The 17313-nt window shown below is 54.5% G+C and carries 14 protein-coding genes; 13 read left to right on the top strand and 1 reads right to left on the bottom strand.

From position 1 onward, the window contains the following. Positions 1-6 precede the first annotated feature (6 nt). From U5L07_07740 to U5L07_07680, 13 genes are all read left to right on the top strand, one after another. The gene (locus U5L07_07740; GenBank protein MDZ7831629.1) at positions 7-903 is read left to right on the top strand and encodes a hypothetical protein; all 897 of its coding nucleotides are present in this window, start codon (positions 7-9) and stop codon (positions 901-903) included. A 219-nt stretch (positions 904-1122) separates the two neighbouring features. Beyond that, on the top strand, positions 1123-1617 hold the full coding sequence (locus U5L07_07735) for a hypothetical protein (GenBank protein MDZ7831628.1): 495 nt from the start codon (positions 1123-1125) through the stop codon (positions 1615-1617). Next, on the top strand, positions 1614-1862 hold the full coding sequence (locus U5L07_07730) for a hypothetical protein (protein ID MDZ7831627.1): 249 nt from the start codon (positions 1614-1616) through the stop codon (positions 1860-1862). Before U5L07_07735 ends, U5L07_07730 begins: the two co-directional genes overlap by 4 nt. Positions 1863-2025: 163 nt before the next feature. Continuing rightward, positions 2026-4794 (top strand): phage tail tape measure protein, encoded by a 2769-nt coding sequence (locus tag U5L07_07725; GenBank protein MDZ7831626.1) that lies wholly within the window; start codon positions 2026-2028, stop codon positions 4792-4794. A gap of 129 nt (positions 4795-4923) precedes the next feature. Then, positions 4924-5658, top strand: a complete 735-nt coding sequence (locus U5L07_07720; GenBank protein ID MDZ7831625.1) for a hypothetical protein — start codon at positions 4924-4926, stop codon at positions 5656-5658. Next, positions 5655-6107, top strand: a complete 453-nt coding sequence (locus U5L07_07715; GenBank protein MDZ7831624.1) for a hypothetical protein — start codon at positions 5655-5657, stop codon at positions 6105-6107. The genes U5L07_07720 and U5L07_07715 overlap by 4 nt, the downstream gene beginning before the upstream one ends. Then, on the top strand, positions 6108-8816 hold the full coding sequence (locus U5L07_07710; GenBank protein ID MDZ7831623.1) for a hypothetical protein: 2709 nt from the start codon (positions 6108-6110) through the stop codon (positions 8814-8816). Between the two features lie 12 nt (positions 8817-8828). Next, positions 8829-9716 (top strand): hypothetical protein, encoded by an 888-nt coding sequence (locus tag U5L07_07705; protein ID MDZ7831622.1) that lies wholly within the window; start codon positions 8829-8831, stop codon positions 9714-9716. Continuing rightward, entirely contained in the window at positions 9716-11212 is a 1497-nt protein-coding gene (locus U5L07_07700) for a hypothetical protein (protein ID MDZ7831621.1), read from the top strand. Before U5L07_07705 ends, U5L07_07700 begins: the two co-directional genes overlap by 1 nt. A gap of 275 nt (positions 11213-11487) precedes the next feature. Continuing rightward, positions 11488-12549: an RNA-directed DNA polymerase gene (locus U5L07_07695; protein MDZ7831620.1), complete on the top strand. Its 1062-nt coding sequence runs from the start codon at positions 11488-11490 to the stop codon at positions 12547-12549. Positions 12550-12565: 16 nt separating this feature from the next. Beyond that, positions 12566-12895 carry a hypothetical protein gene (locus tag U5L07_07690; GenBank protein MDZ7831619.1) on the top strand — a complete coding sequence of 110 codons (330 nt, stop codon included), beginning with the start codon at positions 12566-12568 and terminating at the stop codon, positions 12893-12895. 13 nt (positions 12896-12908) lie between these two features. Continuing rightward, positions 12909-13325: a hypothetical protein gene (locus tag U5L07_07685; protein MDZ7831618.1), complete on the top strand. Its 417-nt coding sequence runs from the start codon at positions 12909-12911 to the stop codon at positions 13323-13325. Then, entirely contained in the window at positions 13322-13954 is a 633-nt protein-coding gene (locus U5L07_07680) for a hypothetical protein (GenBank protein ID MDZ7831617.1), read from the top strand. Before U5L07_07685 ends, U5L07_07680 begins: the two co-directional genes overlap by 4 nt. 349 nt (positions 13955-14303) lie before the next feature. On the opposite strand, the gene U5L07_07675 is transcribed toward U5L07_07680, so the two are convergent. Continuing rightward, positions 14304-17021 carry a PAS domain S-box protein gene (locus tag U5L07_07675; protein MDZ7831616.1) on the bottom strand — a complete coding sequence of 906 codons (2718 nt, stop codon included), beginning with the start codon at positions 17019-17021 and terminating at the stop codon, positions 14304-14306. Positions 17022-17313 lie beyond the last annotated feature (292 nt).

Raw genomic sequence — 17313 nt, 5'->3', positions numbered from 1 at the left:
TGACCCATGCCTAATCATGGCAAGCAGGGCAATGTGTTTCGGCACAACCACAACGGCTTTGCCGGCGCCGGTCTGGATGATCTCACCTGGGGCGTTTTTTCAAGCGCCTCGGATTCGGCCTATTTCGAGGTGGCGATCGATTCCGAGGAAGGCGGCACCGGCTCGGTGGATACTTTCAAGTGGCGGGAAAACGGCGGGGCCTGGACCGAAAACGTGGATATCACCGGATCCGCCCAGACGTTATCCGGCGTAAACGGCGACCAGATCGTGACATTTGCGGCCACCACCGGGCACACGCTAAACGACCAATGGGCCCGGGGCAACCTGTATGACGAGGCCTGCACAGTCACCGACGACCAGGCCCAGATAACAGATGCCACCCGGCGGATGCTGGATCCGGAAAACCCGCCCACGTTTACGGACTCCGGCGGCGCAAACGTCCTATCCATCGACTATGCCCGGGGCATCGCCTATTTTGACGCGGCCTGCGGAACGGTGACGGTCACGGGCGAGGGATCCCACGTGCCGGCCGCGGCGCTTGAGAAATGCGGGTATATGTATGACTGGAAGCTTGACGGCAGCGTGGATCTGGCTGAGATCAGCGCGTTCCAGGATGACTGGAAAACCCACAAGCCGGGCCTGGCGGAATTCTCCGGCGGGGCTGAGGGCTATTTCGCGAGCAGCAAGTGGTTTGCCGCAATAGAGAACGCCATTGACGGCACGCGCGTGCATTTTCTGCTCCAGCTTTTCAGTTATGATCCGGACAATGACCAGACCGGGGACCACTTTATCTGTTGGGCCACGTTCACGAGCTTTAACACGTCGGCCAACAAGGATGCGATCGTGGGCGAGTCCATCAATTTTCAGGGCCAGGGCGCGCCGGCGTTTGTGCCGAACGCATAACGGTCGGCACGGTGGCCGACCCTACGTAGGGCAAATAAGTAGCCAATAGTAGGGCGGATAAGCGACAGCGCATCCGCCGATAAGATCAAGCGTAGGGCGGATAAGCGACAGCGCATCCGCCGATAAGATTAAGCGTAGGGCGGATAAGCGACAGCGCATCCGCCGATAAGATCAAGCGTAGGGCGGGCCACCGTGCCCGCCTATAACAAAGGAGCATATATGGACCTAAAGCAACTGATCGATGAAAAGAAAACCCGTCTGTCCGCCTGGATGGAATTCCAGGACGTTAATTTTTTAATCGAGTACGCCGAAAAGGGCGAGATGCAAAAGATGCTTGAGCGCTCCAAAAAAAAGCGCTGGGAAAAGCACCAGCCGGTGGAGGATTTTGACGATGATAAGTTTGCCGCCCAGCTCAGCCAAAAAATCCGGGACTGGGATCTGACCATCGGCAAGCTCGCGGATCTAATCAACATTGATATCGGGGACATGGACCCGGAGACCGCCGTGGAGTGCACCGATGAAAACCGCGCGGTGCTGGTTAAAGAAACCTACGGCCTGGCCAACTGGCTGCGCGAGCAGCTCTCTGATGTCACCGCCTACCGGGAGCAAACCCAGGCGGTGCAGGAAAAAAACTCCGAAGCTGGGCCCGGCAAATCATCAAGCTCGGCCGGGACCCGTGCGAAGAATGCGGCAAAGCCTGGAAAGACGGGATGATCGCATGTCAGGACTGCGAACACTGCAAAACCGTCGTCCTTGCCCCGGAGAACCGCCGGGCCGTGGATGTGATCGAGGCGGCAGACCCCATCATGTGGCGGGCCGGCGGGGCGGTGGATGCCCGGGCCATCGAGCTGGCCTGCGCGGAAAATTGCGTGGACGATATCGAAAAGCCCGGGATCCTCGCCAAGGTCCGCGTCTGGATCGCCGCGGTGCGGGAGGATATGAAGACGAAGGGCAGTTGAACGGTAGTCAGTTGTCGGTAGTCAGTAGTCAGTGGGCGGTAGTCAGTGGTCAGTGGGCGGTAGTCAGTGGTCAGTGGTCAGTGGTCAGTGGTCCACCGACTACCGACCACCGTTTACCGACCACCGACCACCGACCACCGGAGCGAAGCGGAGCGTAGCGACAATGGCTGACCCAAAACTCAGATACGAGCTCGTGGTCGATGACAAGGGCACGGCCTCGATTAAAAGCTTTAACTCCAGCCTGGATACGGCCGGGCGCAAAGCGTCCACGGTTTCCGGAAAAATCGGCGGCATTGCCGGAAAGGCGGCCAAGCTGGCCGGAAAGCTGACTGCCGTGGGCGCGGCCGGCGCAGCCGCGTTTGCGGGCTGGGGCATAAAAAAGGCCATCGGCCAGTTTGCCACCTTTGAGACCCAGTTGGCCAAACTTAAAAATTTGGGCGTGGATTCTTTGGGCGCGATTAAAGACCAGATTATGGCGCTGCCGTCTGAGCTGGGATCTGCCACGGAAATGGTCGCCGGCTATTATCAGGTATTATCTGCCGGGATTAAAAAAGGCAAAAACGCCATTGATGTGCTCGTTACCTCGGCCAAGCTGGCCAAGGCCGCCCACCTTGACCAGGCCACGGCGGTTAAGGCGGTGACCTCAGGTATGAAGGCGTTTGATACAAGCGCCAAGGAAACAGCCAACTCGCTGATGAAAATTGAGCAGACCGGTATGACGGAAGTCAGACTTTTAGCCAATTATTTCGGAGAAATAGCCGGGCAGGCAGACGCGATGAACTTGAAGCTTGAAGAGACATCGTCCGCCCTTGCGGCGGTGTCCCAGATGTCCGGCACGACGGAAAAAGGCGCGACTCAGTTAAGAGCATTGTTCCGGGAGCTTATCAGTCCAACCGATGAACTTAATGAGCTGTTTAAAGACATGGGCGGGACCATGCGGGCCATCGAACAAGTGGGTTTAGCCGGCGTGCTTGAGCGGATTGAAAAGGCAACCGGCGGGTCAGCGGTAAAAATTGAAAAGCTGTTCGGGTCTGCCGAGGCCGCAGCCGCAGCCACCTCGCTGTTATCTAAAAATATGCAATATTTTAATGACGCCCTGGACGCGCAGAAAAATAAGGCAGGGGCGCTGGAAGAGACCTGGAATACATTCAAAGATACGCTTAACGCCATCTGGGACACGTTTAAAAACACCGTGGGCCGGATCGCCATTGAGATCGGCGAGGATCTGGCGCCGACGGTTAAAAACCTGGTGACGCAAACCAGTGAATGGCTGAAGGTTAACAAAGAGCTCATCACCGTCAAAATCTCGGACTGGCTGTCCGGAATTACCCAGTGGATCGATAAAATCGATTTGTCCAAGCTGGACTTTGCGGTGGTGGCTGAAAAAGGCGACAAGCTGATCAATGCGCTAAGCACGATGGCCAAAGACATCGGCACGGTGGCCGAAGCGGCGGGAAAGCTGCTCGGCGTATTGGATAAAGCGATAAAAAAAGCCAACTCCTGGGCCGAAAAAATGGGGTTTGCCTGGAAAATTATTTCCCGGGACTATCAGGGCCTGGTGCAGGACGTGATGGCCGGATCGGATAAAATCGCCGGCAAGCACGCAGAGACAGCCGCAACCGTAAAGAAAAACCCCATTGAAGTCACCGCGGACACCTCGGATGCCGAGGCTGAAGTGGGCCGGTTAAAGGACAAAACCCAGGATCTTGATGCCAAAGCCAATGTTACCGCGGACACCTCGGATGCCGAGGCCGAAGTATACCAGTTTAAAAACAAAACCGAAGATTTGCTTGCCGAGGCCAACGTCACGGCGGACACTACGGCCGGCAAAAAAAAGGTGGAGGAGCTGGTCTATTATGTTGAAGGCGAGCGCCGGGTGCTGACCGTGGATGCGGACACCTCGGCCGCGGAGGAAAAGCTCTCCTCGCTTGAGAAGTGGATAAAATCCGTGGGCGAGCAGGCCGGGGGCACCATTGACAAGTTTGGGCGGCTGAACAAGGAAACGGACAAGGTGGCAGACAGCGTGAACAGTGTCGGCGATGCGGCCGAAAAAATGGGAAGCTCTGCCAAAAAAGGCGCGGAAGAAACCGAAGGGCATTTAAAAGATTTAAAAAAACCGATCAACGCCATCGGCGGGTGGTACGACGATGTTAAGCATAAGGTCGAAGGCGAACCCATAAACCCCGAGGTTGACAACAGCCAGGCCAAACAGGCGGAAGAAGAGGTGCAGGCCGAAGCGGAAAACACCCGGCGATCGGTGACCAAAATCATGGATGTCAACGTCAATATCGATCCGGCCATCTCCGCCCTGGAAAAACTAAAGCAGCAGCACGCAGGCGTTATGGCCCAGCTCCAGCACGACTACGCCCTGGCCGTATCCCAGGCATCGCAGATCAGCCCCTGGGCCGAGTATAACACCCGGCAGTCCGGGCAAGAAGCTATGAATAAAATGAGCGGCTGGTTTTCAAACGCCGAAAGGGGAATCCAGCAAAGATTGTGGGCTAAACAAGCCGGCGGCGGCGATTTTTCAAAAGAAGATAAAGAGAAGCTGTCTGATATGGGTTTTGAGGGCGGGAACAGGTTATCAGATTTTTTTAGCTTTCAGACCGGTACCGGCCTTGTGGGCCTTCCCCGGACCGGTGCGTTTGAGGGCCACAAGGGCGAAATCGTCTTAAACCCGGATCAGAGCCGGGCGCTTCGCGAGGGCAGCTCTTTGGTACGGGAGCGAAACGAGATAAAGCCCGCGGTGTCAGCCGGTTCTTTAGGCGGTGGCAAGGGCCAAACCAATGGATCGGCCGGCAGCATAATGGGCGGCGGGGATATTAACGTCACCGTGGCCCCGACGTTTATGAGCGGGGATGCGTTTGCCGCCCGGGCCGTGGCCCGGGAGATCCGGCAGGCCCTGGACGAGGATGAGCGGCGGAAGAATTAGCAGGGCGGGCCACCTCACCCACCCCACCCCAACCCTCCCCGCCGGCGGCGGAGAGGGCGAGGGCCGGGGCGGACGTATTTTGTAGGGCGGGCCACCGTGCCCGCCATAAAAGGGTAGGATTAAGACGATATGGCGAACATATCATTTGTCACCAAAAATCTGCTGGAAGACGCCACCATCACGGTGACGGGCGACCCGGACACGGGGTTTCCCGAGGCGCGCCTCTACGACCGCCAGGTGAGCCTGTACTGGAAATGGACCGGCACCGGGGCAATCACCTTTCACGCGGACCAGGGGGCGGCGGATATCCTGGATGCGGATTTTCTGGCCATATTCCGGCACAATTTTTCCGGCGAGGATCTGACCTGGGAATACTCAGACGATGACGCGGCCTGGTCAAACGCGGTCGCCGGCTGGACCCAGGGGGATAACACCCGGATCATAAAAACCCTTTCCGCGGCGGCCACACACCGCTACTGGCGGGTGACCCTGTCCAGCATGGAAAACCCAAGATGCGGCGAAATCTGGATGGGGGAAAAGTGGACCCACGATATTTTGGCAACGCCCGCGCCCGAGGCGGAGGCGGCCCCGAACGTGCGCTGGCAAAAGACCGCGGGCGGGCTTACCCGCTCCACGAAAATGGGCGAGGCCCGGCGGCGGCGGAGTTATCAGATGGCGCTTTCCGCGGCGAATTTGACCGCGTTTTTATCCGCAATGGATGATTTGGATGAGTACAGTTTGCCGTTTTATTTCTGTGACCATGCTGGCGACTGGTTTCTGGCCAAATTTGTTGAGCCGCCCCGAAAAATCTATTCCAACAAGACGCACACCTGGGTGCAGGCGAGCGTGGAGGAGCTGCTATGACTGTTTTTTTCGATTTTTATGAATCTGTGGAGCCGGCCGCGTTAAAGTTAGGCGATGCTACTTATGCAAGCGAGGATATTGATTCCGGGTTTACAGACCATGTGTTTTTTCAATCGGTTTTTAATCCGGGCCACGACGGGTCGACTATATTTTTAGAATATGATTTTAGTTTTAAAGTCGAAGACAACAACGCTACTGGTGAAAAATTTGATTCCATTAAGCTCCAGTACCGGGAATCCGGCGGATCATGGGTTGACATCAAAGCGGAGACAGACTGGAGCATGTCGTCTTTTAGTGGAAAAGGCATGATTACCACAGCGATCACCCTGCCCATTGAGGTGCGGCTTATCGCAACGGACACGGACGGCACGGCCAACTGGCAAATAGTAAATTTTGACGGGGGGAGCACTTACCACGTGTATTTTCGCGCCGTGGGGACGGTGTCATAAATGAAAACCCTGTCCGCAAATACCGAAACCGCTTTGGATGCGCCCGGTATCTCCATTGTCCGGCTGTGCGAGATTACGCTTTCCGGCCTGACGCTGCGGCTTTGCGACCGGGTGTTTGGCGCGGCGGGCAGCGAGTGCGTATATAACGGCGCGGTCTATGAGCCCCTGGTCATTTCCTGGGGCGCGATTCGGTGCGGCGAAATGCGGCCCCCGTTTTTCGATACCCAGGCCACGGAGACGGACCTGGTGATTGACAACAATACGCCAGTTGGCGGGGCGGACCGGTTTGTGGGGCTTTTGGCCGATTACGATTTGACGTTTGCCGATCTAAAAATTTTTGAGATTTTTGAGGGCGCGGATGCGGCCGGGGATGCCGTGGATATTTTTGCCGGCCATATCGAGGACCTGATCAACATGGATCAGCCCCGGGTGACGCTTTCTGTCACGGGGTTTTCCGCCGGGCTCTCACCCAAATTTGCCCATGACATGGTGGATGCGGACACGTATCCGTCAGCCGATCCGGATGACATCGGCAAGATGCTGCCACAGGTCTATGGCAGCGCCCGGCGGGTGCCCATGATGGCCATTGACGTGGGGCCGATCACGCGCCTGGCCGAGGCGGTGGGCGCAGATGATGTGATTTTTGAGCTGACCGGGGATATCGACCGGTTTTCCGCATCCGGCACCGCGGTGATTGATTCTGAGGAAATCACCTGGACCGGAAAATCCGGCAAGCAGTTGACCGGCATTACCCGGGGCGCAAACAGCACCGAGGCGGTTGCCCACAAATGGGGCGCCATGATCGGGGAGAAAAAGAGCGAATACGTGTTTGCCCTGGGCCATGCGATAAAGGCCATAAATGATGTGTATGTGGCGGACGTGCGGCAGATGGCCTCGGAATATACGGTCTATACGGGGCAAAGCGGAGATGAGCACGTCAGCCACCCCGGCATGGGCTGCGTGGTGTTCGACGAGCTCTCCAAAATACTAACCGCGGACCCGACATCCCTGTCAAATAACACGGGGTTTGCACTGTCGCGCCGGGTGGCGGGGCTTCCCATCGGCTATATTAAAGCGGTCGATAAAAACGGGGTGGTGGCCGATTTTGACGACACCACGACCATCACGTTTCCGGATTCGCCGTCCGGGACCCTATCCGAAATCGTGGTGAATTACTATTTCGAGCTGCGCACCTTGAAGCTCTTTAGCTCGTCCGGCAAAATCCCAAAGGGCGGCCTGCCCTTCTACATTGACGGCCAAAAGGTGGCATACGTGGATGAGGCCGGGGATCTGGTCCAGGAAACCAGCTCCCCTTTAAAAGTGCCCAAAGATTCCTGGCCAGCCAGTGCGGAAAAAACCAAAACCTGGCGGCACAGCGGATATGGCACGTATGCGCTGATTATTCAAAAAGCGGAGATTACCTGCGTATCCACCGTATCCGAGCTTGAGCAGCAGGGAAAAACTGTGGAAAAAGAGGCGTCGAGTTTGCCGGTGGGCGCCCATACCAGCCAAACCACGGTGGATGACAGCGCGTCTGTTTCGTTTCCGGCCGCGCCGTCCGGCAATTTGTCAGACATTGTGATCGAGGTGCGCTGGGCGTTAACCATTACCGGGGATCGGATCACAAGCGATAAACCCCGAGTGTATTCAATCGGCGGGCAGCCCGTAAAAATTTTGGGGCAAACGCTTAGCTACAACTTGATGGCCGGCACCATATACCTGCCCCAGTCCGCCTGGCAGACATCGATCGCTAAAACCAAAAGCCGGCTGGATGAGTTCGGCCGGGGCGAGGAGTTCGTGATCCTGTCCGCGGTGCAGCGCTGCCGCACGGACGACTTTTCGGCGGATTACGAGCTCAGCGGCAACTCAATGGCTGATGCCAAGCTGGGGGGCCGGGTGTCCGCGGACGTGGACGGATTTTTAGATGACGGCAGCGGCACGATCACGGGCACGGCGGGCGCCCTGATCGAGCGGCCGGACCACATTGCCGAGCACATGCTGACCGACCGGTGCGGCCTGGCCGCCGCCCGGATTGACGCTACCGCGTATGCGGCCGCCGGCAGCACCTATAACACCGAGGGCTATAAACTGGCGTTTCCCATCCTGCAGCCGCCGAGCTTGCCCAAACTGCTGAACCGGGTGGCGCACCAGGCCAAATCCGTCCAGTTCTGGGCCGCGGGCGTGCACAAGCTGGTTTATGCCGCGGATGCGCCCTCGGTGGATAAAATCATCTACGAGCACATGATCGACCTGGGGCAGATTTGGGTCAAGCGCACCAACCGGGCCGATATCGTAAATACCGCAACCGCCCGCTATGCGCGCGACTGGTCCGGGTTCTCGGATGACCGGGAGGCGGACCGAAAAACCGTCACCAAAACTGACAGCGCCAGCGTGACCAAATACGGCACGTTATACGGCGATGAGCGGAGCTACCCATACATTCCGGAGGGGTCCGAGGCCCAGGCCCAGGATGTGCTGGACTGGGAGGTCTCGCGCCGGGCCGCGCAAAAGCTGGTGATCGAGTTTGCCGGCGGCTATTTTCTGACCGCCCTGGAGCCGGGCGACGTGGTGCAGTTCTCGTTTGATTCGGGCTCCGCCTTAGACAACGCGCTTTTAAACCTGGTGACATCCGAAACCGATAAATTCCGCGTCATCGACCGTCGCGACCGCTCGGATGCCGCCAAACAGTTTGAGATGATCGAAATATAAATGGAGGCGTTTATGAAAAACAGCAGATATTTAATACTTATTTTGGCGCTGATTATGGTTTTCGGCGCCGGCATGGCGGACGCGGCCACCTACCGAAACGACTCGAACGGCTATATCAGCATCGAGTCAACCGACGGCCGCACTATACAGCTCGCCCCGGGCGAATCCGGCCAGACCTACCAATACTATGACATCGACAATTTAACCAAAACGAGCGATGCGCCGCGCTATAATCCGGTGATCGCCCAGGCGTCGATCACCGCATCCGGCACCGAAGTATCTGTTGATACGGCCGCTGATACGGTTGTGGTGATAAACGATTCGGACGCGGCGTTGTCAGTATATTGGGGCAGCCGGACAAACACGCCGGCCACACCGATACCGGCCGACTCGCGCTGGAATTTTGACGATATCCGGGCGGTGGCGGATAAATTGATCATCGATTTTGATGAGACCGTTTCCGACGGACAAATTCGCGTGCTGCAACTGGACCGCCGGGGCCAGGGCCTGGACATCGGCAATTTTGACACCGGCCCGCGCACCACCGTTTATACGCTGTTTGATGGAACCACAATCGCGGCGGGCGGCTCAGCCACCTCGGATGCCATCTACGTGGGCAAGGCGGCCGGATATTTTTCTTTGCAGGTGGCTATCACCGGAGACGGCACGGTTAAATTTGAGTATTTGGTCTCAATGACCGGGGAAGACGGGACGTTTGTGGAGCCCTCCGAGGGAAACGACATCGAGACCGGGCTTACCAATACCGCCGGAACGGCCTCGGACGGAAACGACGCGTTTCCGATTTCGGATCTGATGCTGGCCCCATATATTCAAATCAACGCGACCGAGACGGGCTTATCTGACAGCGTAACCCTGACCACGCGACTGGGGGTGCAGTAATGCGGAAAATTATATGTTTATCAATTTTTTTAGTATTTGCCGCCGCGTTTCAGGCCGCGGCCTGGAACGGGGAGAGCGGATGGCACGGGACGCGCTGGCATGAGAGCAGTGCCGAGGAGTCTGCGATCGCATACGGCGTCCGCTGGGACCAGGCAAACGACACGTACACCGAGGGAATAATCGACTCCGGCACGTTTATCGGCCAGGACGTGACGACCTTTCCGGTGCAGGAGCAGATGCGCCGCTGCGTGCTGCAGGACAGCGGCACGGTAAACTATTATTTGGGCGCTTCGGACTCCACTAAAAAAGCCAATGGCGATGCGGCCACGCTGGATGGCACGGACGGCCAGGTGATGGTGGAGATTCCGGACTTTTACTATGTCCAGGCGCAATACAGCGACTACCGCTATTTTTTCGTGGCTGACGGGCCGTTTACGCTGACTCTGCCGGATAGTTCCGAGGTGGAGGCATCTCTACACCCGGCGTTTACCAAGGCCGGGGCCTCGGTTGATTATCGTTATGTGGGCGCATATCAGGCCAATATATACGATGATTCGGCATCCGGCTATGTGGGCGGCGACGTGGGCTGGGACACAGCTAACGATCAGATGGCGTCTGTATCCGGTGTTCTGCCGGCCGTTGATTTCGATCGCGGCGATGGCCGCACATTGGCGGAAAACCGGGGCAGCGGCTGGCATCAATTAGATGCCAATTTGTGGGCGGCGGTAAATCTGCTCTACGTTACAGAGTACGCGGATCTTAACGCCCAGGATAAAATCGGCGCGGGCATCACGGATTATGCTGCCTGGCCAGGTGGGCCGCAGGCGTTGGGCGGCAACTCAAACGGTATCGGCAACGCTACCGGAAACGATACGTGGGCCGTAAATAAATGGAGCGCGGAGACAGCGTACAGCTTAGGGGATGAGTGCATTCCGGACGCCTCGCAGACCGGCTATACCTACCGCGTGACATCTGCCGGGACCACCGGGGCGACTGAGCCGACCTGGCCGACCACCCTGGGCAATACGGTGGTTGACGGCGCGGTTACGTGGGAATGCGTCAGAACCACGCAGTACATGAGCTATCGGGGCATCGAAAACTGGTATGGCCACATTTGGCAGTTTATTGACGCGGCCAATATCCACAACAGCGCAGCCAATGGATCGCGGCTCTATACATGCGGCAATTATGAAAATTATGCGGATGACACGGATACCAATTATACATTGGCCGGCAGCCTGGCCGAGTCTGACGGCTACATTACGGACGTGGTGGATGCGGTCGGGTTCTGGCCGGTATCAACTGGCGGCGGGTCAGCGACTTATTTGTGCGATTATTATTACACTTTTTACGACAGTGATGCAGATTCCGGCTGGCGGGTCGCTCCTTTCGGCGGGTACGTGTATTACGGCGCGCCCGCGGGTCCGTTCTGCGTGTACTCGTCTATCGGCTCGTCGTTTTCGATTTCGCATTTCGGCGGGCGGCTCTGCTTTTAAATGCGTATGCGTCGCGATTTTTTTGGGGCCGGGCTGTTTCGGGTCGCTCATTTCGGCGGGAACGTGAATAACGGCACGAACGCAGGTCCGTTCTACGTGAACTCGAATAACGGCTCGTCGAATTCGAATTCGAATATCGGCAGGCAGCTCAGCTTGTTTCGGTTTAAACTTTACGCTGCGATGGCGGCCCGGTCCCTGCCGCTTGGCAAAACACAAAGCAAAGCCCCATAGATGCTGGTACAAAACGGAAGGCTTCGGGGTGAAATAAGCAGATTATGAAACGATACGGCAATTTATTTAAAGATGTGTGCAGCCTGGAAAACCTGGCCAGGGCGCATGAAAATGCCAGGCGCGGCAAACGCCATTACCGGGAGGTAAAGATGGTGGACGCGGATCCGGAAGCGTATCTGCGGCAGATACAAGAAAAGCTTATGGACGGGTTTTTTCAGACCTCCACATACACCGCCATCAATAAAAATGAGTACGGAAAACCCCGGGCTATTCACAAATTGCCTTATTTTCCGGACCGGATCGTGCACCATGCCATTGTTCAGGTAATTATTCCTGTCTGGGATAAAACGCTGATCCGGGATACATACGCCTGCATCCGCGGCCGCGGCATCCACGACGGGGCCCGGCGGATTAAAAAGGCTTTGCGCGATGTCTTTGGAACCCGCTACTGCCTTAAAATGGATGTGAAAAAATTCTATCCGAGCATGGACCACGAGGTTTTAAAGTGCATTATCCAAAAAAAGATAAAGGATCCGGACCTTTTGGCTTTAATTTTTGAAATTATTGACAGTTTCCGGCCGGGCGTGCCCATTGGCAACTATTTGAGCCAGTTTTTCGGAAATCTTTATTTGTCTGGATATGATCACTGGATGAAGGAAATAAACAAGTGCCGATACTATTTTCGGTATTGCGATGATGTGGTGGTGTTAGGCGCCGACAAGCAATGGCTGCATGAGTTAAAGGCCATGACCGACGCCTACTGGTCCGGTAGGCTGAAATTAAAGCTTAAGAAAAACTGGCAGGTGTTTCCGGTGGATGCCCGCGGCATTGATTTTCTGGGTTATCGGTTTTTTCACGGCTATACCCTTTTGAGAAAATCCATCGCCCGGAAATTTCAAAAGAAAATGGATTTTATTAAAAGGCATCACCGCCAGATGGCCCCGGTGTCTGTCATGAGCAGCGTAATGAGCTACGAGGGCTGGATGCGGCACGCCAACTGCCTGAATCTTAAAAAGGCATATTTTGACGATAGACTGAGAGCAGCTGTGGCCAATGCGGCGACGACCGGCGGCACGGCCGACCCCCTTAGTAAATGTGTTTTTTAAAAATGGGAAGGATGTAATGCAGGTAACTGAAATTAATTCGAAGCGAAAAAAGCGGTTTTCCGAGTTTGCCGATGAACCGAAAATACTGGATGGGGCAAAAGCCCGGATTGACGATATATTAAATCAGGAAATCGAGTTTATTGGCAGCAAGATCGCTGAAAGCAAGTTTTCAAAAAATAAAAGCGGCAAGTGTCTGACCTTGCAGTTTATCGACCCGAAAACCGGCGAGCGACGGGTGGTGTTTACCGGGTCCGACGTGCTGATCAACCAACTTGAAAAATACCACGAAAAACTACCTTTTCTGGCGACCATAAAGCGTGTGGATCGTTATTATCTACTGACATGACGGAGGTTTTACCATGAGGCCAATCGTGCGGACGGTTATTATATTATCGCTACTGATTTTTACGGCAACCGCAGCCCCGGCCGAGGAGGTTGCCTATTTTGATCATTACCCTAAAATCCAGCGGCTCCAGGGCGCGATCCTGTTTCCGGCCGACATTAAAGAGGTGACGATCCGCCACGATGACGGCGGGGTGACAACCAACTGGAAGTGCACCCTTTACCACGTGAAGGATGTAGGGCAGAAGGTGCATCAAAACCGGTCTCAGTTTGTAAAGGAGAATAAACGGTATCTTTACGAGCTGAGCTATGGCGACCTTGAGACCGTAGTGCGCGCCATCGAGGAGGACCGGGTGACAGAGCTAAAGGCTGCGGCGGACAAAAAAGTACAGGACTTTGAGGCCGTGGAAACCCTGGAGCCCCAAAAAAAATGAAAAAATCCAGGTTCCAGAAAAACTGCCTGATCATTGGGCTGGTATGTTTTTTAATCGCGGGAATAGCGGGCTTTAAACTTTGCCAGGCCGAAACCACGGCCGAGGTTTACGGGCTTTTCATGGGCGGGGATCTGGGTTTTGATCCCGGACCGGCCAGCCGGGCGGAAATCGAATGCCGGCCGATCAAATGGGCATCAGTTCGCGGGTATGGCCAATATGCCTGGATACACAAGACGCCGCACGACTCCGGCCACCATGAGTGGTACGGGGCCGGAATCAGAATATACCCGTGGCGCGATATATTTGTTGGTGGTAGTTTGGGTTATTCCGGATATAAATCGAAGGGAGACAGGTCAACCTGGGAGAAGGGTGACTGGGGCCCGGCAGTTAGCGCCGGCTGGAATGGTGAAACCTGGGCGGCATACGCCTCGTACTATTGGCCAGATGACACGGAAAACAACACATACGGTTACTCAGCCACGTTTAAATACCGGTTTTATAAGAACTGGCTGGCATACATGCGCAGCACGATTGCCCGGTTTGACCAAAGGGTCCCAGGGCCGAATGGTGGGCGAGAAATAAGAATGGAGCGCAGCGCCTTAACGTTGGGCGCCGGCTGGCGCTTTTAGTTTACCCTAAAACGAGCTAACCAAAGCCTGACCGATGATACACCCCCGCATCGGACAGGTTTTTTACGTCCTATTGACAGCCCCACTTTATTTTTCTATTTTCATTTGCAAATTTTTCTAATTTTACGTGTCAAGTTACAGCAAACAGGCGACTTCAAACAAACCCAACCCCACCGCTATCCAGATCCTGAATCACAAACTGCGCCGGGCATTGCGCGAAGAACATGCCCCAACATCTTGCATGTCGGGTTTTGGGCGGATAGCTACGTATAGCTTTTTACAGTCTTCAGTCACCTATTGAAATTATTGATCAACATTATGGCAAGTTGCATTCGTACCCTATACCAGGTCAATACGCCGAGCCCGGCTCTATCGCTTTGCGCACCTTGACCGCTAATTCCTGCATCGAAAACGGTTTCTGGATGAATTGAACGCCTTCATCTATCACCCCTTTATGGGCAATCACATCAGCCGTATAGCCCGACATGTATAAAATTTTGAGTCCGGGCCGGCTCATGGCCATTTGCGAGGCCAGATCCCGCCCATTCATCTCCGGCATAATCACGTCGGTGATGAGCAAATGAATTGTTCCATTATATGCTTCAAATAGTTGCAATGCCGCAGATGGATTCCCAGCAGTCTGAACGGTGTAACCCAGCCTTTCGAGGATCTGTCTGGACATTTGCAGCACCGGTATTTCATCTTCGACGATCAGGATGGTTTCCGTTCCCGTAGGTAATTGCCGTGTGGGTGTGGATTCTTTTGCGGGCTCCAAAGCGGATTCTTCCGTTTCAAGACGGGGCAGGTATATTTTAACAGTCGTTCCCTTTCCGGGTTCGCTGTCTACATTGATAAAGCCGTTGTTCTGTTTGACAATGCCGTATATCATAGCCAGGCCGAGTCCGGTTCCTTTCCCGATCTCTTTGGTGGTAAAAAACGGTTCAAACAGATTCGTCAGCGTCTCCTTGTCCATGCCCGAACCATCATCGCTTACGGAAAGCATGACGTATTGTCCGGGAACAAAATAAGGATAAAGTGTACAATAATTTTCATCAACCTCGACATTGTTTGTTTCTATTTTAATTTTGCCCACATCGGCAATTGCATCCCGCGCATTGACGGCAAGATTGGTCATGGTCTGGTCCGCCTGGGAGGGGTCTAATTTTACCGGCCAGAGGTTGTTGCCCGGGTGCCACACAAGCTCAATATTTTCGCCGATCAAGCGTTGCAGCATTTTCAGCATGCCGGAAATGGTCTCATTTAAATCGAGCTGCACCGGATTGATGGTCTGCTGCCGGGCAAAAGCCATTAGCTGCCGGACGATGTCGGCGGATTTTTTTCCAGCGGTATATATTTCCCGGATCGTTTCGCGGAGGGGATCTGACGGGTCCATCATGTCGATGGCCATTTCGGCATATCCGTTGATGATGGCAAGCTTGTTGTTAAAATCATGGGCCACCCCGCCTGCAAGCCGGCCCACGGATTCCATCTTCTGGGCCTGATTTAGCTGAGATTGAAGTTTCTCACGCTCTGTCACATCCTGGTTGATAACCACGGCCCCTTCAATATTTCCCTTTTCATCCAGAACCGGCGCAGTGGAATTGAGAATAATTTTTTTCTTCCCGTCAAATGCGTCGATTTCCAGCAACTCATCCAGAATGGTAGCGCCGCCTCGAATCGTGTGGGCAAGAGCCCAGGTGTCCGGTGTGATAGCTTCTCCGGAAGGATATCTCCTGGCCGCGAAAACACCGTATTCAGACGGATCAACTAAGGGCTCTGCACCCCATATTTCCACTCCTGCAGGGTTACCCCGCAGGAGTCTGCCCTTTTCGTCAGCGAACCAGAGTCCAATCGGGAGGATATCAAAAATTCTCTGCAGCAGGCTTTCCCGCTGGCGCAGTGCATCCTCGGCCCGCTTGCGCTCGGTGATGTCTATAAGAGAAACCACGGTCTGTGTAGTGTCGGGAATCATGTCGACGGTCAGAAAGCCGTGGCGCAACCCGCCATTGCGGACAAAGAAACGGAACTCATAATTAAGAGGTGCTGTGCGAGGGTCGCTCCGGCGCAAATAATGGTATTCCTTCATCCGGGCAACATCATCGGCGTGAATAAATTCGGTCCAGGATTTTTTCCCTTCCACCTCCTGCTTGGAATATCCGGCCAGGGTTTCGAAATTGGTGTTAACATGCGAAATAATAGTGTCTTCTTCAATAATAAACATTGCTGCGCCGGTGGTCTCAAATATGGCGCGATAGTAGTTCTCAGATCGGCGAAGGGCTTGTTCAGACTGTGTTTGTTCTGTAATATCTTCAACAATACCCGTACAGCCGATAACTGTGCCGTCTTCAGCCCTCAATGGCGAAAAATAAACTCTCACCGGCGTGGATTGTTTTGCCGTCACGGAATGATAAACATCTTCGTAATAACCACGACTGCCATCCAGGGCCTTGCGCAGATTCCTAACGATTTTTTGGTCGGGCAGCGTGTTCATATCCAGGCCGATCAGCGCTTTTTTAGATGAACCGATAATTTTGATAAAATTGTCATTGCATGAAACGATAACGCCTTTTTTGTCGGTATGAAACACGCCGAGAGGGGACTGCTCGAACAACAGGCGATAACATCTTTCTTTTTCCTCGCTTTTTTCTTTACTTTCCTCTAATTGCTTTTCGGCCTTTTTGCGCTCGGTGATGTCTTCTATGGCAAGAAGGATAAGCCGATCTTTTCCGGACTTTTTGTGAATTTCCCGGGCATTGACAAGCATGGTACGCCTGCCGAGGTCGGCAAATTCGTGTTCAATCTTATAGTCATCAAGGGTTGTTTTTTGGGGAAGGAGGGTTTCGAGCAGTTCTCGCAGCTTGGGGATATCCCATTGTTTGTTGCCCAGGTCATAAATCAGTTGCCCCTCGGTCTCTTCAGGCTTTACCTTAAAGGCGTCATAAAAAGACCGACTGGCGGAAACCACCTTTAAATCTTGATCCAGTACGATCAAGGGTTCACGCACGGTGTTGATGATGCTCTCTGCGTATTCCCGGGCTTCCTCTTCAGATGTTTGGGAATCTGTCATGCTTTTCCCCTTTTTCAAAAATCAGAGAGTGGAAAAGGATTATGGATAAATCGCTGTCTGTTCGAAGATTGCCCGCGAATCCTTTCTGGATTGTATAGGGTGGGCCGACCATGAGAAGCCGATGACGGTTTACAAACGCCAATAAGTCCGGGCATCCTCATGTGCTTTGCCCGCGGTACGAGAAAACGGGTTTATGATACGGTCCGCAAGATCGCTGACGGGAAGAATGCTAATAGGAATATGAAGGCGAAGACGACCGAAACGATTCGCTTATCCGGTTAAAAATATTTTT

The sequence above is a fragment of the Desulfobacterales bacterium genome (assembly GCA_034520365.1).
In the GTDB taxonomy this organism is placed as follows: Bacteria; Desulfobacterota; Desulfobacteria; order Desulfobacterales; family Desulfosalsimonadaceae; genus M55B175.
Note: the sequence above shows the minus strand (reverse complement) of the source record. Positions and strands in the feature narration are given on the sequence as shown.

Bases quoted from the DNA above. Each gene is read 5' to 3' on its own strand.
- U5L07_07740 (MDZ7831629.1), top strand. From the start codon at position 7: ATGCCTAATCATGGCAAGCAGGGCAATGTGTTTCGGCACAACCACAAC.
- U5L07_07735 (MDZ7831628.1), top strand. From the start codon at position 1,123: ATGGACCTAAAGCAACTGATCGATGAAAAGAAAACCCGTCTGTCCGCC.
- U5L07_07730 (MDZ7831627.1), top strand. From the start codon at position 1,614: ATGATCGCATGTCAGGACTGCGAACACTGCAAAACCGTCGTCCTTGCC.
- U5L07_07725 (MDZ7831626.1), top strand. From the start codon at position 2,026: ATGGCTGACCCAAAACTCAGATACGAGCTCGTGGTCGATGACAAGGGC.
- U5L07_07720 (MDZ7831625.1), top strand. From the start codon at position 4,924: ATGGCGAACATATCATTTGTCACCAAAAATCTGCTGGAAGACGCCACC.
- U5L07_07715 (MDZ7831624.1), top strand. From the start codon at position 5,655: ATGACTGTTTTTTTCGATTTTTATGAATCTGTGGAGCCGGCCGCGTTA.
- U5L07_07710 (MDZ7831623.1), top strand. From the start codon at position 6,108: ATGAAAACCCTGTCCGCAAATACCGAAACCGCTTTGGATGCGCCCGGT.
- U5L07_07705 (MDZ7831622.1), top strand. From the start codon at position 8,829: ATGAAAAACAGCAGATATTTAATACTTATTTTGGCGCTGATTATGGTT.
- U5L07_07700 (MDZ7831621.1), top strand. From the start codon at position 9,716: ATGCGGAAAATTATATGTTTATCAATTTTTTTAGTATTTGCCGCCGCG.
- U5L07_07695 (MDZ7831620.1), top strand. From the start codon at position 11,488: ATGAAACGATACGGCAATTTATTTAAAGATGTGTGCAGCCTGGAAAAC.
- U5L07_07690 (MDZ7831619.1), top strand. From the start codon at position 12,566: ATGCAGGTAACTGAAATTAATTCGAAGCGAAAAAAGCGGTTTTCCGAG.
- U5L07_07685 (MDZ7831618.1), top strand. From the start codon at position 12,909: ATGAGGCCAATCGTGCGGACGGTTATTATATTATCGCTACTGATTTTT.
- U5L07_07680 (MDZ7831617.1), top strand. From the start codon at position 13,322: ATGAAAAAATCCAGGTTCCAGAAAAACTGCCTGATCATTGGGCTGGTA.
- U5L07_07675 (MDZ7831616.1), bottom strand. From the start codon at position 17,021: ATGACAGATTCCCAAACATCTGAAGAGGAAGCCCGGGAATACGCAGAG.